The following is a 16,670-nucleotide window of genomic DNA, read 5'->3' on the forward strand; positions in this document are numbered from 1 at the left end:
TCTCATACTCTTAGGCCCGTCGTGCGCGCGGACACGCGCAGACGCAATCAGGCCTGTTGCTGTTCCGGGTGCGTGGAGTGCAGCAGCGCCCGGGCCAATTCCTCGGGGTTGCCGCGCCAAGCGACCACTCCGGTTGCGGCAGCGCGATTCGGCATGCTGCTGATGGCACAGCTGGCCGCGTCCTGCGCCCAAACCGTGCCGCCCGCTGCAGCCACGGCCTGCGCCCCCTCGGTACCATCGTCTCCCATGCCGCTGAAAACGATAGCGCCCGCGCTCGGACCATAGACCCGGGCGACCTCTCGCATGACCCCATCGATGCTGGGGCTGCAACGCCGGCCAGGTGCTGGTTCAGCCCGGAGCTCGACCCGCTTCATGTCCGAGAGGTACAGGGCATGGTTCACCGGCATCACGTAGACCCTTCCGAGGTGCAGATCCACGCCCTCAGACAGGGGCTCGACATGTAACCGGGTGGCGCGGTCGAGCTGGGCGGCCAATAGATCGACGAAACCGACACCGATGTGCTGAACCACAATGAGCGTGGCCTCCGGCACTACCGGAAAGGCGCCAAGAAAGCGCTTCACCGCCTGGGGACCGCCGACGGACGAGCCCAGCACCCACAAACGGGGGCCAGCCGCCATTTCCGGTACCGGTGTCTCGAGGGCAATGGCATCGCCGGTCGCGGCGGGCGCGACCATGCCCAAAATTTTTCCAGCAAGCCGGCGAATCCAGACATGCTGGTGATGCGCCGGGGCCTCCTCGTGGAAGAGGACGGGGGGAAGGTCCTCGCCATCCAGCAATGTATTGAGCGCATCCAGATCCCGATCTCCCGCAGTACGCATGTCCACGACAAGGGCCTGAAGGTCCGCTCGGGACAAACCCGCCAGGACGTTCGCGAGATCCGTTTCCAGGGCGACCTCGAGCCCGTGCTGCGCCAGCCCCTCCCGTAGCACGGCGCGCATGGCCACATCCGCGCCGACGAGCCCGACCCGTACCGCACCCCACCCGGGCCTTGCCAATGTATCAGTGGCCCCCATGGCGTGTTGTCAGCAACTCCTCCAGATTTCCGAGAAGATCCGACTCCTGGTAAGGTTTGCCCAGATACCGGTCGACGCCGAGATTGAGCGCGCGTTGGCGGTGCTTCTCGCCGGTGCGTGACGTAATCATCACAATCGGCACATCGCGCAGCCGGGCGTCATTGCGCATGTGCATGACCAGCTCGTAACCGTCCATACGCGGCATTTCGATATCCAGCAACATGGCATCCGGGACCGTGTCCTGCAACTTGGCCACGGCATCCACCCCGTCGCTGGCCGTTACGACCTCCATGTGATTGCGCTCCAGCAACCGCGCCGCCACTTTGCGCATGGTGATGGAATCATCGACCACCATGACGAGTGGCTCCGCAGCCACGTCGAGCGCAGGCAGGCTTTCCGTACCGACATCCTCCAGGGCGTCGTCTGCAAGACCAGCCACCGCACCCTGGCGCATGAGAGCGCTCATCTCAAGAATGAGCACGACGCGACCGTCGGCGAGAATCGTCGCGCCGTAAATGCCGGGCACGGTGCTAATCTGCGGGCCGACCGACTTGACAACAATCTCGCGAGATCCGATCAGCTCATCGACATGCATGGCCAGCCGGTAATCGCCACTGTGGAGCAGGACGAGGGGGACGTGATCGTCGTGCCCGGCCAGGCTGGGTTCGCCGTCGCCGAGCATCAGCGACAGTGCTGTCACCTGGTAGTCGTGACCCAAGTAGTGATACTTGGCCTCCTCGCCCTGGGAAAGATAGGTCCGCATCTGGTCACGGGGCACCCGCACCACACCGCTTATGCTAGTCAGCGGGATGGCGTAGGTCTGCTCGCCGGTGGCACAAAGCAGTGCCTGGTTCATCGCGAGCGTAAACGGCAGGCGGACGATAAACCGTGTACCTTTGCCGCGCTCGGATTCGATCTCGAGGGTTCCGCCAAGCTGCTTGATTTCCGCGTTCACCACGTCCATGCCGACCCCACGGCCGGCTACCTGCGTCACTTCCCGGGCCGTACTGAAGCCTTGTTCCAGGACGAACTGCATCACTTCGCGATCCGTGAGCTCGCCGGCCTCCCGCAGCAAGCCGCGCTCATGCGCCTTGCGCCGGATAGCTTCCAGGTTCATGCCGGCGCCGTCGTCGGCCACCCAAAGCACCACTTCGGCTCCTTCCCGGTCCAAGGTCAAGGTGATCTGACCGGCCTCGGGCTTGCCGGCCGCCTGTCGCTCTTCAGGGGACTCGATCCCATGGGCAACGGCGTTGCGCAGCATGTGCTCGAGCGGCGCCACCACCCGATCCAGCACGCTACGGTCCATCTCCCCTTGCGCCCCCTGGACCCGGATCTCGGCCTTGCGGCCCAGCTCGCCGGCAGTCTGGCGAACGATCCGCCGCAGCCGCGGCACCAGGCTGGCAAAGGGCACCATGCGGGTTCGCATGAGGCCGTCCTGGAGTTCGGTATTCACTCGGGATTGCTGCAGCAGCAGGGTTTCCGACTCGCGCGAGAGCTGGTCCAGCAGGGATTCAATGCTGGACAGGTCGTTGACCGATTCCCCCAGGCGCCGCGAAAGCTCCTGCATGCGCGTAAAACGATCGAGCTCCAGGGGATCGAACCCTTCCTCCTGATCCTGACCGCCCGCCGCCGCCGACGCAACATCACCGGCGAGCTCCCGGTCGTAGCGGTAGGGGATCCGGGCTTCGGTTTCGATCTCCAGGGTCCGCAGCTGCTCACGCAGCCGTTCGACGGTTTGATTGAGCTCACCCAGATTGAAACGGAACGCCCCCACCTGCCGCTCCAGTCGCGCACGGTAGATGCTGACCTCACCGGCATAGCTCACCAGGCTATCGAGCAGGTCCGCACGCACGCGGATCTGCTCCTCCCGGGCGGTGCGGTTACCATCATCCTTGGACTGGACGGGTCGCTGCGCCGGCTCGATAACCGGCGTCCCCACGGCGCCGGTGTCGGCAACAGTCACGGCCCGATCAGCCCGGTCCTCCTCACCCGCCGGTTGCATCTGCTCGAGCTGGGTCAGAAGATCCGTGGCTTCCCCCAGGGGAATCCCGCTTGCGGCTTGCTCGCGCAGCCAGTGCAGACGATCATGGCTGCGGTCCAAGAGATCAAACAGCCGCGCGTCGGCGACGTGCTGGCCATCGCGAAACCGCACCAGCAACGACTCCAACGCGTGGCTCAGATTGGCCATCGGCCGATACCCGGCCATCCGGGCACCACCTTTCAGGGTGTGCAACGCGCGCTCCAGATCCTGGACGAGACCCCGATCATCGGGCGTTTCCATCCATGCATGCTGGACGGATTCGATGCCCTGCAGAATCTCGCTCGCTTCCTCCAGGAACAGGTCCATGAGTTCGCGTTCGCCTTCATCCTCGGGCGCTGTCGGCTCGCCGTCATGGCAGCCGCTGGCGCCACGCAGCCGGTCGATGCGGCCGATAATGGCTTGCGCATCATCGCCTTCACCCGGCTCGCGAGCGGCATTGGTCAAACGCACCAGCTCATCGAAGGCATCGCGCAGGACCGTGAAGAACTCGTCGTCACCGGCAACACGCCCGCCCTCGAGATCGTTCACCAGGCTTTCCACGGCATGACAAAGGCCGGCGATCGCGTCGAAGCGCGCTAATCGGGCGCCGCCCTTGAGGGTATGCAGCGAGCGCTGGAGCTCCGACAATGATCCTTCGTGCTCGGGGTCATCCTCCCAGCGGGTCAGGGTGTCGTCGAGAAAGGCGAGGATGTCGCCCGCCTCTTCCAGGAACAACGCCACCAGATCCTGGTCAACGTCGTCCTGCGGCGACTCGTCGCCATCGGCCCATGATGCCTCTGGGCGCGGCTCGGGGCCGGTTGCCGCCAGCACGCGCGCTTCCTCAGCCGTGGCGCTGGAAGCAGCCAGTGAGGCAAGCTCGCGGCGCAGCTCGCTGGAATCGGGCGGAGTGTCGCCCTGGCCCAGCGATACCACCATCTGCTCGAGCAGCTCCGCGCCCTGGGCCATGAGGCGGCGTTCGTGCTCGTCCAGCCCCCGGCCTTCACCGCAGCGCGTGGTGGCATGGAGTTCCAGATCGCGCGCCAATGTCGCCACGGATTGCACATTCGCCATGCGCGCACTGCCGCTTAGGGTGTGCAGTGCGCGCAGAAAGTCCTCGCAGATCGGGACGTCCACGTGGCCATCACCGGCCGCAATGAAATCGCGGACCACGCGCAGGTGGCTCGCCGTTTCATTGCGAAAGATGTCATAAAGGGCAGCATCCATGCCCTGAGTGCCGGCGAACGCCGTATCCTGTTCGCACGCGCTACCGGCCTCCACGCCGCCCTCGTCCCCGCCCTGCTCGCCGACGAACTCGGCCTCCGCCGGCCCCGGCGCAGGGATGGGCACTTCAGTCGGCAGCGCGTCGTCCGGCGTTGCCAACCCGGGTGCCGATTCGGCCTCCACCTCCACGGCCTCTGCGGCGCCCTGCGCCTTGGCAGGCTCGCCGGTGCTGTCATCCGCTGCAAACGCTGCGAGCGATTCCGGCTCCGGGTCACCGTCCGCCAGGCGCACCGCCTCGCGCATCAGCGCCCGGACGTCCGCGGTCGGCGCCTGGCCGCTCTGGAGTTCCTTGACCAGCTGGAGTACCGCGTCCTGCACATGATCGATCAACGAGAACACCTGCGGCCCGCTGGTCACGTAGCCGTCGATGATGCGGTTGAGCAGACGCTCCACCGACCAGGCAAGCTCACCAAGCAACAGGGTACCGGCCAGCCGCCCGCTGCCCTTGAGGGTATGAAACGTGCGCCGGAGGGTCATCAGGGCGTCCGGCTGCCCCGTATCGGCGCGCCAGCGCGGGCAGCTCTCCCGGATCGACTCCACGCACTCGTAAACTTCTTCCAGGAAGATCTCAAGGATCTCCGGGTCCAGTTCCGCGGCTGTCACCGCGACATCGAAATCAACGCCGCCGCTCGATCCCGTCCATTCCGCCGGTGCTGGCGATGCGGCGATGTCGGTCCCGGCAGCCGGAGGAGGCACAATGCGTTGCGCGGGTTCAGCTGCCGCATCCGGTAGCGGCCCCGGTGTAGGCGCTTCGGTCACGGCCTCGCCCGCTGACCACTCGTCCCAATCCGGAGCCACCGTCGCGGCAGCGACCGCTCCCTCGGTCCCGGTTGCCAGCCCCGCTGCAACGGCGACCGGCTCCACCTCTCCCGAGGCCATGGATGTATCATCGCTGAGAGTGGCGCTCGCGTAGCCGAGCACACGGACACTCTCCTCGGCCACATCCAGGATGCGCTCACGCCCGCTACGATTTTCCAGCACGGCCTCGAGGTAGTACTCCAGGCTGGTGATGGCATCCGCCAGGCTGTCGAGGCGGTCCTCGGGCGGTAATTCCCCGGCCTCGATGATTTCCTCGCGGATGCAACGCCCGGCCGCGTTGAGCAACCCTCCCGCACGCACGAGGTCGAGCATCTCCAGGACACCCTGGAGTCGCCGCAGCAGCGGCTCCAGGTCGGCCGGTTGCGCTTCGCCACGGCCTTCCGTCACCGCCACAAGGGCTGCTTTGATGGCGCCGAAATCAGACACGGCCTCGCGGATGGCGGTGAGATACACACCGCGGTAGTCGAGCTCGACGAAATCCCTGTCCTGCAGTACGACCGGATCGCCGCCCATGTCCTTGTCAGATGCCTCGATGACCTCCGGAGCCCCGCCACGGTCGACTAAACCGTCCAGCGCTGACTCGACGTACAGCAGCGCCCGGGCGAAGTCCATGAGTTCCTGTTCGACGCCGGCCTGGCCCTCGGCAAGGCGCTCCACCAGTGGCACCTGCTCACGTATCACGCACCGAGGCACAGCTAAACCGAGCATCCCGAGGGTGTCGGCGATACGCTTGAGCATGTCGTCCATGCCGCTCAGGCGGTCAGGTTCGGACTGATTGCCGCGGACGTACAGGTCCAGCGCATCCTTGATGGTGGTGAGGTCCTCGCCCAGAGCGTCCGCGACACTTTGCAGGATGTCGGAGCCTGGTTGATAGCCGCCGATGTTTTCCGCATTGGCAGCCTGCGGCGTGTCGCCCAGGTCACCGCCAAGCGAGAACCGCCGCTGAATCTCGCCCAGTCGGCCAGTGCACACACCGAGCTGCTCGATGTGGTCGAGCATGTTCTTGAACAGAGCCCGCGACGGCTCTTCCACGAGGGCGGATCCGCCGTGGTCGATCACCTGTCTGAGGTGCCGATCCACTTGGCCAAGCAGGCTCTTCACAGCGGGGGTTGTCTCGAGTTCCTCAAGACGCAAGCCATCGACGAGACCGGCGGCAACCCACCAGAGTTCACCGCTGCCATCGTCGCCGGACGCGGCCTCGAGCTGCTCGAGAACGGTTTGCATGCGCTCGAGGCTGCGCTCCATCGACTCGCCGCGCAGGTAGGCCAGCAGTGCACGCTGATAGGCAGGGCGGTGCTGGCGCGCCACCCCGGCAATCGAGCCGGCACCCGGACGCTCGTGCCTGGGAGCACCCGGCCGTGCCCCCAGGTCCGGGGCCAAGAGGACGCCTTGTGTCAGCGGGCATGCACCGCGGAGGACGCGCAGATCATTGAGTAGCGGCAACACCAGTGCGGCGCTGTCACGCTGGCCACGCTGAACACGCTCCAGATAGTCAGCGACAGACAGGATACCCCGCATGAGAGTCTCTTCAGCATCTCCCGTCTGGGCGAGATCGCCGTTGATCAGGCCCTCCAAGACCCGCTCCATTTCCTGCACAAGCCGAGACAGCCCGTAGAGTTCCAGCATTTGCAGCGTGCCGTAAACCTGGTGCAGGTACGTGGCACAAAAGCGCAGCCGCGTGCGGTCGCTGGAGTCCTCGGCGTAGTCTTCCAGTGCTTGCCCCGCCTGCTGGAGGGTGGCCTCCAACTCCTTGCGAACCCAGCCCAGTGTACTCGTGTCCTGATTCATAAGTTCGCGTTACCTCCGAGGCCCTCTGCGTCGCCAGAGCAAGGCGCAATGACGACGGCGTAGCTTGGCTGCGCGTGGAGGCGCAACGCAGCACCGGCGAAACGGGGGGCTACCCCGCACGAGCTCGTCAATCGGCACGCTCGCGTCATTGTCGCTGTAGCCGCGATTCACGGCGTGCGCCGCCGGAATGCCAGCACTTGACCGGCGTCCGGGGCACGCTCGATTCCCTCCGGACACTCACGCACGAATTCACCGGCGCCAAGGAGCAGGATGCCTCCCGGGTGCAAATGGCCGGCGAGCCCCTCCACGATGGCCTGCCGCCGCGCGCGATCAAAATAGATCAACAGGTTCTGACAAAAAATCACGTCCACCTGACGGCTACTTGCCGGAAGGACGTCCAGCACATTCATGTGCGCGAAACACACCCGCCGGCGCAGTGCGGGTGCAATACGGAAACGCTCCCCGTCCGGCAGCACCTCGCAGTAGGCCAGGCGCTTCGTCTCCGGAATGTCACGCAACCGTCGAATCGGGTACTCGCCCTGACGCGCGACACCGAGGGCATGCAGACTGATATCCGTTCCCGTTACACCAAAATGCGGGGGCCGCTCCTGGCGCTTGAGCGCATCCGTGATGGCCATGGCAAGGGTGTAGACCTCTTCTCCGGTGGAACACCCCACGCTCCACACATTGAGCTCGCGGGCGTTATCACGGGCCAGCGCCGGCAACACTTGGTCAACCAGGTACCCCACGGCCTTCGGATCACGGAAAAACCGGGTTTCATGCACAGTCAGTCGATCGACTAACGCGGCCCATTCCAGATTGCCGGCCACACCGGAGATGACATGCTGGTAATAGGATTCATAGTCCTCGAAACCGACCTCCCGCATGCGCAGGCCCACATTGGTAACCAGAAACGATTTCCGTTCGGCGGGCATGGTCATCCCCGTGCGCCGCTCCACCAGTGCGATCCAGCGGCCGAACTCTTCATCGTCCATGGCTGGCAGGCCAGAGGTGCGGTGGGAACCAAAAGCAGCCGCAGTCACGCGTGTCACCCTCGGGACGCGGGAAGCTTGAAGCCGGCGACCGATTCGCGCAGCTCATTGGCCAGATCGGCCAGGTTCCCAATGGAGGTGGCTGTTTCGTTGGTACCGGCCGATGTTTGCGAGGTGATCTCCTGAATCACGTTCATGGTGTCGGAGATGTTTGCCGCCGCCTGGGCCTGCTGGCGCGCGGCGTCCGAGATATTCTGGATCAGCGCGGCCAGCTGCTGGGACGTGGACTCGATCTCCCGCAAGGCCTCGCCGGCCTCCTCTGCCTGATGCGCACCACGGACCACCCCAGTTGTGGACTGCTCCATGGAGATAACGGCCTCGTTGGTATCGGTCTGGATGGTCCTGACCAAGGCCTCGATCTGCTTGGTGGCATTGCCCGAGCGTTCGGCGAGACGCTGCACCTCATCGGCCACCACCGCGAAGCCGCGCCCTGCCTCACCAGCCATGGCGGCCTGGATGGAGGCATTGAGCGCGAGGATGTTGGTCTGGTCGGCGATATCGTTGATCAGCTCCACGATATTGCCGATCTCTTGCGACGACTCACCCAGACGTTTGATGCGCTTGGAGGTTTCCTGAATCTGCTCACGAATGGAATCCATACCGTTAATGGTTCGCCGCACGGTCTCCCCACCACGGGCGGCAAGGTCCACCGAGCGCTGGGCGACATCCGCGGACTCTTCCGAGTTCTTGGATACCTGATCGATGGACACGGCCATGTCGTTAATTGCGGCCGAGGCCGCCGTAATCTGATGCGCCTGGTGGTCGGACGCCTCCGCCAGGTGCATGGCGGTGGCCTGGGTCTCCTGCGCGGCCGAGGACACCTGCACCGAGGTGTCGTTAATCGTGGTCACCAGGTTACGCAAGGCGTCGATGGAGTCATTGAAGGCGTCACCGATGGCGCCGGTGAACGCCTCGTCCACCGAGGCCTGCACGGTGAGGTCGCCTTCGGACAGCCCCTGGATCTCGTCGAGCAGATCGAGGATCGCCTGTTGATTTTGCTTCGACTGCTCATCAGCCCGGCGTTTCTCTTCTTCCGAAGCCTCCAGTTCCCGGCGCACATGGACTCGGGTGATGAATCCACGGGTTGCAAGCAAGACCAGCGCCAGGCCACCGAAGCCAAAACCGTACCATTCCTGCAGCGCCCGCTCTCCCGGGAGGTTGCGATAAACCCCGAGGAGGTGCTCCGTGGTAGCCTCGAGGCGGTCGGAGTTTGCGAAGATCCGCCCCGACGCCTCGTGCACCTCGGAGAGGCCGGGGGAGCCGGCAAGGATCGTGTTGATCTCCTGCTCCAGGCCGCTGAACAGACTATCGATTTCCTGCACGGACTGGAGCACACCCTGCTGCCTGACGCCCGCAACCGGCAGGTCACCCTCGCCGAGCAGAGAATCCAGAACCCCACGCATGGCATCCGTGCTGCTCTTCAGGCCCTCGGCGGCGTTGACGTTACCGGGACCGCCACGCACCATCTCACTGGCATAACGCCCGATGCGCTCGCCGTGAAGCATGAGCTGGCCGACGTAGAATCCCTGGGAGGAGAGGGCATCCGCCTCGGCGAGTTCGCCGGCCGCGCTACCGGCGAGCTCCTGGATCTGGGGCACAGTCCCGTAGAGGCGATCGGCCAGGTCACTCACCATCAGGATCATCTCGCGTCGATCGAGGATGGCATCGACGTCCCGTTCGACGAGTTCCCAAGGGCGCATCACCATCGCCAGTGCGGAGGACGCCTCCCCGCTCGCTGCCTCCGTCGGCAGTAGACCGCGCGCCGGGTTCCCGTCCCTGAGCAGCGTCATGTGCCCCTGGAGTTCCCCGCGGGCCTCCTCCAGCAGCGAGAAGGCGTCGGTATTGCCATTGGTCGCTGCCGAGGCGTTCTTCGCCAGCTTCTGCGACAGCATACGGACGGTTTCGGCCCCCTCGATGTACTCCACGTCGAAGCGGGCATGGTAGGCCGCATAGGCAAAGCTCACGACCATGAGCACGATCGCGACGATAATGAGCCCGCTCAGAACGGTAACGGTCTTGCCGACCCCCGCTGCGGGCGCGGAATTCTGCGCACCTTTCATGGATCCTGTCCCTCCAAAGAAATCCTGCTTCCCAAACCGGGCAACGCCATGTTCCCGTGCTGGTGCTACGGGGCTCCAAACGCCATAGCTGGAACGCCCCAACCTGCATGCGCCTTGGCCGAGCCGATCACCGACCGGTCGCCGCATTCCACGATGCAGTGCAAACCGCCTCCGGCTCGTTCGTCCGCGATGGTCTGCGGGACAAGCTGCCGGCTCCTGTCAGCTCGCCACCATTAGAAACTGTGGCGCCTTCACCAGTGCCGGCATGCTGAACACCAGCCAAACCTCCCCATCGTGCTCGACAGAGCCTGTTACGAACGACGCATAACGGGGGTCCAGATCACCCGGCGCCTCACCGAGACTCTCGCGCGGAAAGTGCTGCACGCCGAAGACCTCATCGACCAGCAACCCGGTGTAGGCGTTTTCCATCGGCACCACCAGCACACGGCTGAGGCGGGTCAGGCTCGGCCCGTGATCGCCCAAGAACCCATTCAGATCCATGATCGGAAGCAGCGTCCCGCGCACGTTGGCCATGCCGCGTACCCAGGATTTGGTTCGCGGAATGGGCGCGATCGCCGGATACTTGAGCAGCTCTGCCACCTCGGACATGGAGCAGACGAACCGCCACCCTCGCAGCCGGAACCCCACACCGGCCCAGACGTCACCCGGGACTTCCTCGGTCGGGAGGTCGCCCGCGAAACCGCGTCCTAATTGCTCCAGCTCAACCAGCATGTCGAAAGCAGTGGCGGCCATGCTAAGCGAGCCTCATCCCTTTCAGTGCACTCTGAATCTTCTCGAGCAGAGTTTGCTCGGTGACAGGCTTACTGATGTAATCCTTGGCGCCCTGACGCATGCCCCAGATTCGGTCTGTTTCCTGATCTTTCGTACTGATAATCACGATCGGGATATGGGCTGTGTCTGGATCTTTCGTCAGCTTGCGAGTCGCCTGAAACCCATTCACGCCCGGCATGACAATATCCATCAGGATGAGATCTGGCGTTGCTTCGTGAGCCAATTTGATGCCGTCCTCACCGCTTGCCGCCACGGACACCTGGTAGTCGTGCTTTTCCAGCATCCCCCGCAGGACGTATGTCTCGGTGGGTGAGTCATCAACGATGAGAACCCGGGTCATTCAGACTGTCTCCCTTCCGATTAACGGACGAATGAATCGACGCACGTTTTGCCATGCGCCCGAAGCGCACACCCGTGTCCCTGCCGTGCCAGTGGCAGCGAATCCGCGCAACCCGATCAGGCCGCCTGGTTCAAGTGGCGCTTGATGGCGCCGAGCAATTCCTCTCGCGTAAACGGCTTGGTCAGGTACTGTTGCGAGCCGACAATCCGGCCCCGTGCCCGGTCGAACAAGCCGTCCTTGCTGGACAACATGATCACCGGGATGTCTTTGAACATCGCGTTGTTCTTAATGAGCGCGCAGGTCTGATAACCGTCAAGCCGCGGCATCATGATGTCGATGAAGATAATGCTCGGCTTCAAGTCGGCAATCTTTGCCAGCGCCTCAAAGCCATCATTCGCGGTAATGACCTCGCAGCCCGCTTTCTTGAGCAGCGTCTCGGCCGTGCGGCGTATCGTCTTGCTGTCGTCGACGACCATCACCTTGAGGCTCGAATGCCCATCCTGATTGGTTTCGTTGTCCACCGCCCCCCCGACTATTCCTCATGGCCTGCAGCACTGCGCCGCGGCGCCGGGCGGATTCCGTTCCCTCGCCGCGACGCTCTCTGTAGCATATGAGCCGACGCGTGCGAACGAGCGGCCCGGTAGCTGCACCCGTCCAGACCCCATTGCCGATGACGTTATCAAAGCGCTTCGCGCAAAACTGTGAACGCCGTCGCTTCAGGGACGCTGATCCCTCCCGCGAAGCGCGTGAGCCGGACACCGGCTGACGGCGCGAACCCCGGCCGGTGAGCCGAAAACCCGACCACTGGTGGAGCACACACCAATGACTACTCAGCTTGGGGTTGTGATGGACCCGATCAACACCATCAAGCCCGGGAAGGATACGACTCTGGCCATGCTGCTGGCCGCGCAGACGCGAGGCTGGCCCTTGCGCTACATGGAAATGGGCGATCTTTTCATGCGCGACGGTGAGGCCTTTGGGCACGCACGACCACTGCAGGTCCGCGACGATAACCACAACTGGTATACCCTTGGCCCGGGCGAGACGGTGGCACTGGGCAGCCTCGACATCATCCTCATGCGCAAGGATCCCCCGGTCGACGCGCAGTTCACCTATGCCACGCACCTTCTTGAACGTGCGGAAGCCGCCGGGGCCTGCGTCGTCAACCGGCCCGCCTCACTGCGCGATGCCAACGAAAAGCTATTCACCGCGCATTTCGCGCAATGCTGCGCCCCCACACTGGTCGACAGCGCCAGCGAGCGCTTGCGGGCGTTCATCGCCGAACAGGAAACGGCGGTCCTCAAGCCGCTGGACGGCATGGGCGGGCGCTCCGTCTTCGTGGTGGCGCACGGCGACCCAAACACGTCGGTCATTATCGACACACTCACCCAGGACGGCAGCACGTACATCATGGCGCAGCGCTACCTGCCGGAAATCCGCGACGGCGACAAGCGCATTCTTATGATCGATGGCGAACCGCTCGAGGTTGCGCTAGCGCGCATTCCCGCTGCAGGGGAGACCCGCGGCAACCTGGCGGCCGGCGGACGCGGCGAGAGCGTGCCGCTTAGCGCCCGTGACCGCTGGATCTGCCAGCAAGTCGGCTCCGCCCTGGTCGAGCGCGGGCTGCGCTTTGTCGGCCTGGACGTCATCGGCGACTATCTCACCGAGATCAATGTCACCAGTCCCACGTGCGTGCGGGAGCTCGACGCCATCAACGGCACGGATATCAGCGGCCGCCTTCTCGACCGTCTCGCTGCAGGCCTATGAGCGCCGGCGCAACTACGCCAGGCCTGGCACGCTTTGCCCGCCGTTCCTGCTAGCCTGGCAGGCGAGAAGGAAAAGGCGGCTCCGCAACCGCCGGGGCCTGTTGCCCTCGGCGCGGATGCCGCCGAGGAGTCTGTTTGGCTGACGTTCCCTTCGTGCTAGCCGCGTTGCTGTCACCTAGAGGTGCACCTCAGGGTATCGGCTGGCCGGAATGGGCTCGGCAGGGGCGCTGGCGAGGGAGGAGTTTTCGATGGCGAGGACGGACGCGGGCAGGCTTTCGGGATAATGGCGAGGCGCGTAGGCCGTCACCACCCGGGGATGACCGGTCGATGCGTTTCCCCTGCACTCGTGTCCTGTAACCCTGGGCAATCAGACGCCAAGGCAGATCGATCTGGCAACTGCGGCTTGATATCGTGTACGTGCCGACCTGAGCAGCGCATCCTTGGCCTTCTTCCATACACCGGGAATCAGGGTAACTCATGAAGGTGTCCGTTAATCTTTATGCATTCGCTCAGTCGTACATGCGGCGGGCTTTCAAAGCGAGGGGCTTTCAGATCCGGCGTACCACGCCCCTCGATGCCCGGAGGAGTGACGACACGCCGCGCGACCTGCTCTTGAGGAAGTCCGCTACCCTGAGCCGCAGCCTGGTGGTAGACGTTCCCCTCTCCCGCTGTCGAAGTGGATTGGGCACCGCCCTCACTACGCGCCACCCCTTCGTGGCTACGCTGGCCGACGGTCCGCCGGCCGCTTTCTCCGGGTCGGTGCTGGAAGCCTACTACCGGCAGTGCCAGCCGGCTTCGGCGGCGGAGGTGCTGGGACTGCCTGAGGATCAGGCGCCGGGGCTTTCCGGCCTGCATGCCCACGCCTACACGATGCCCTGGTGGGCAGGGAGACCAGACCTTCAAAAGAGAGCTTTATGGAGGAAGAGAGAGGCAGCCCAGTACGGATATCAACTGTCGATAACTGACGGTAACAAGAACTATGGGCCAGTTTCCCTGGAAAATGGTGAATTGGAAATCCTCCGTCTTACCCGGCTGTATCAGTCGATGTCTCTGCACGGCTACCAGCGGCACGACGGTGTCGATGGAGATGTCAAGGGGATGCTTCTCACTGATGCGGGGGGTAATTGGTGCGTTAGCACCAGGTCAGGACAACACCGTGTTGCGGTGGCCGCAGCGTTGGGACTGGAGTCTATTCCCGTGCGCATCAATCACGCTCCGGTCAAGCGGGAGGAGCTGTTGTACTGGCCGCAGGTCGCAGAAGGGCGTATCAGTCCCGATGGGGCTCTGGTCGTGTTCGACCGGACCATGCGAGGAGATCCTCCGCCGGCCTGCGACTTTCGGTCGGATGCGCCCGCCGCGCCAGTCACCAAATCTAGTTCGCCGGCCTAAACGCCTTATGCTGGGGTGACGGTATCTCGCCGCAAACAATTGTCTCCCGTATGAAGCACTATTCTACCTCGCCTGAGGACGAGGGGATGGCGCGCGTGCGCAGCGCCCTGGTGACGGGCGGGGCCGAGTTCATCGGTAGTCACCTCGTGGACCGGCTGCTGGCGGACGGCTGGGCCGTGACCTCAGTCGAGAACTTCGACCCGTTCTACAGCCCGGCGGTCAAGCGGGAGAATGTCGCGGCGCACCTCCGGCACCCGGCCCTCCGATTCGTCGAGTCAGACGTCTGCAATGGGCTGGTGGGTTGTTCTGCATCGTAAACTCGGGAGTTCAATACATGCGTAATTCATCAAGACCATCCGAAAATTCGACGACCCGAACACGTGGATTGCTGGCCTCACGTGCGGCGGGCAATACGGGAGCGGGAGTCGGCGTTTCAGTATTTCAATCACCCCTGCGATTTCGCTTCCCGGCATGGGCGAGAGCGCGGCGATTGCTTTGATATTGATGCGATGAAGGCTGGGCTCAGAGACCTCCCCGAGCCCGTTCATGGGATTTGCCGCGCCCCACCACATCAGAGATACGCTCGACCGTGTTCCAGACCTCTATCAGTCGGATATATTCAGGGCCGACACCCGACAAGGTTGCTAGTGTCCCGGATGATCAAATGAGCGACAGGAGTTATCCTCTGCTGGCAGCCAGAGCGTGAGGCGGTATCGCTGGACACCGTAACGAGCGTCGGTCACAACTACATGGTGGATATTTTGGCAGCACAGAAGGCTGGGGTCCGTACCGAATATTTCGAGCAGGCGCATATGAATAGGTACGAGAAGATCCTGGAGACACACTCCGTCGCTACGGATGGCCTGACGTCGGTGATGGCGGGTGCATCTCGCATGACCCGGCTTACTGTAGATGCACCGTCGCCGGTACAGGCGGCGCTGAGGGACCTGTCAGCCGGCGTTATCGCACCGGTACTTGTCGGATATGTTTTGTGGCTTCTGCGACGCGCGAAGCGCCTTGGTCTGCGCAGGTTGTACTTCGTTTCGCGTGATGGGCAGATCCTGCTCGACATCGCACGGCGTCTGTCGCAGAACATCGCGGGGTTAGACATAGAGTTGAGGTACTTCTACGGTAGCCGCCAGGCGCTACGTATCGCAGGGCTACGTGCAATTGATGATGAAGCACTCGCTTGGATCCTGCGGAGAACGGGAGAACGTTCCGTCCGAAGCTATCTGGCGAGAGTCGCTCTCACCCCGGAGGATATACGCGCTTCGCTATTCGAGGTTGGACTTAACGAGCCCGACTGGAGTATGCCCCTTTCCGAGAAATCGCACAAGGCGCTGAGCGACGTACTTATGCGGGGAGCTCCCGCCGAAATGATTCTCCAGCGAGCCTCGGATTCTAGGGACTTGTTGATCCGATACGCGCAGCAAGAGAATATGCTGGATGCTGGCGAGTGGGGGCTCGTCGATACATGTGGCCGGGGTCAGATGCTGAACGCGCTTGCTCATGTCGTAGTCGAGGCAGGAGCCGTGACGCCGACAGCATTCTACTTCCAATTAATGCAGGGTGGCGAACAGACCGCGGACTATTGCCAACGAGAGGCCTATTTTTGCGATGAAAGCCGTCAGTGGGGATACATCAAAGTTATTCCGGACCTGACGAACATAATTGAAATAGCGTGCGCCGGAGATCATGGACTGGTTCTGGGCTACTCAGAAAGGGAAGGGCAGATAGTGCCAGTCTTGAAGGCCGAGCAGAATTCTGCTGCCATTGATGCAGGGCTAGGGTTGCTTAGGCAATCATGCGCAACCTTCGTCGACAATCTCGTTCTGAACCCTGAGGCGGTTCGTGTGGGGGCGGATGTCAGGGCCGCTAGTGCAGAGATCATTAGAACATTCTGGTACAATCCGGACCGATGGGAGGCTTTGGCGTGGGGTGCGATGCCGGTGGAAACAGACCACGCCGGGCTGTCTGTTAGACCCCTTTCTCAACCATACACAGCGGGCGATGTGATCTTGGCAATTCGCCAGCTGCGCCATCCTTCCCATGGACGGTTATGGCCCCAGGGTAGCTTTGCGGCTAGTTCGGACCTTCAGAAATTGCTCATACGAATCGGAGCCAAGCTGGCTCGCAGCCTCAGGACTATGTTCCGACGGTGGTCATGACTGCTGATTGGGTGTCGAGACGATTCGCACGCACCGCACGCGGGTGACCCCCGCGAAGCAGGGCAAGGCCAGAAGGAAAGGGCGGCTCCGGAACCGCCGGGCCTGTTGCCCGCGGCGCGGGCGCCTCCGAGGGGGCTGGTTGACGTTCCCTTCGTGCCACC

At 63.5% G+C, this 16,670-nt stretch carries 11 protein-coding genes; 4 read left to right on the forward strand and 7 right to left on the reverse strand.

Going from position 1 to position 16,670, the window contains the following annotated elements; all coding sequences use genetic code 11:
• Positions 1-47 precede the first annotated feature (47 nt).
• From QZT63_RS10895 to QZT63_RS10925, 7 genes are all read right to left on the reverse strand, one after another.
• Positions 48-959: a chemotaxis protein CheB gene (locus tag QZT63_RS10895; protein WP_290651109.1), complete on the reverse strand. Its 912-nt coding sequence runs from the start codon at positions 957-959 to the stop codon at positions 48-50.
• 61 nt (positions 960-1,020) lie between these two features.
• A complete protein-coding gene (locus tag QZT63_RS10900; protein ID WP_290651111.1) occupies positions 1,021-6,942 on the reverse strand; it encodes an Hpt domain-containing protein in 5,922 nt (1,973 codons plus the stop codon).
• A gap of 167 nt (positions 6,943-7,109) precedes the next feature.
• A complete protein-coding gene (locus QZT63_RS10905; RefSeq protein WP_290651113.1) occupies positions 7,110-7,985 on the reverse strand; it encodes a CheR family methyltransferase in 876 nt (291 codons plus the stop codon).
• 5 nt (positions 7,986-7,990) lie between these two features.
• Positions 7,991-10,054 carry a methyl-accepting chemotaxis protein gene (locus tag QZT63_RS10910; RefSeq protein ID WP_290651115.1) on the reverse strand — a complete coding sequence of 688 codons (2,064 nt, stop codon included), beginning with the start codon at positions 10,052-10,054 and terminating at the stop codon, positions 7,991-7,993.
• A gap of 219 nt (positions 10,055-10,273) precedes the next feature.
• A complete protein-coding gene (locus QZT63_RS10915; protein WP_290651117.1) occupies positions 10,274-10,807 on the reverse strand; it encodes a chemotaxis protein CheW in 534 nt (177 codons plus the stop codon).
• A 1-nt stretch (position 10,808) separates the two neighbouring features.
• Positions 10,809-11,186: a response regulator gene (locus tag QZT63_RS10920; protein ID WP_290651119.1), complete on the reverse strand. Its 378-nt coding sequence runs from the start codon at positions 11,184-11,186 to the stop codon at positions 10,809-10,811.
• A 116-nt stretch (positions 11,187-11,302) separates the two neighbouring features.
• Positions 11,303-11,662, reverse strand: a complete 360-nt coding sequence (locus QZT63_RS10925; protein ID WP_290651128.1) for a response regulator — start codon at positions 11,660-11,662, stop codon at positions 11,303-11,305.
• Between the two features lie 346 nt (positions 11,663-12,008).
• On the opposite strand from QZT63_RS10925, the gene gshB reads away from it, so the two are divergent.
• The 4 genes from gshB (at position 12,009) to QZT63_RS10945 (ending at position 16,509) form a co-directional block, all read left to right on the forward strand.
• Positions 12,009-12,953, forward strand: a complete 945-nt coding sequence (gene gshB / locus QZT63_RS10930) for a glutathione synthase (RefSeq protein ID WP_290651121.1) — start codon at positions 12,009-12,011, stop codon at positions 12,951-12,953.
• A gap of 713 nt (positions 12,954-13,666) precedes the next feature.
• Positions 13,667-14,341 carry a hypothetical protein gene (locus tag QZT63_RS10935; RefSeq protein WP_290651123.1) on the forward strand — a complete coding sequence of 225 codons (675 nt, stop codon included), beginning with the start codon at positions 13,667-13,669 and terminating at the stop codon, positions 14,339-14,341.
• Positions 14,342-14,427: 86 nt separating this feature from the next.
• Positions 14,428-14,658 (forward strand): NAD-dependent epimerase/dehydratase family protein, encoded by a 231-nt coding sequence (locus QZT63_RS10940; RefSeq protein ID WP_290651125.1) that lies wholly within the window; start codon positions 14,428-14,430, stop codon positions 14,656-14,658.
• A 432-nt stretch (positions 14,659-15,090) separates the two neighbouring features.
• Positions 15,091-16,509 (forward strand): hypothetical protein, encoded by a 1,419-nt coding sequence (locus QZT63_RS10945; protein ID WP_290651126.1) that lies wholly within the window; start codon positions 15,091-15,093, stop codon positions 16,507-16,509.
• The last annotated feature ends 161 nt before the right edge of the window (positions 16,510-16,670 follow it).

Source organism: Aquisalimonas sp. (assembly GCF_007120195.1).
Taxonomy (GTDB): Bacteria; Pseudomonadota; Gammaproteobacteria; order Nitrococcales; family Aquisalimonadaceae; genus Aquisalimonas.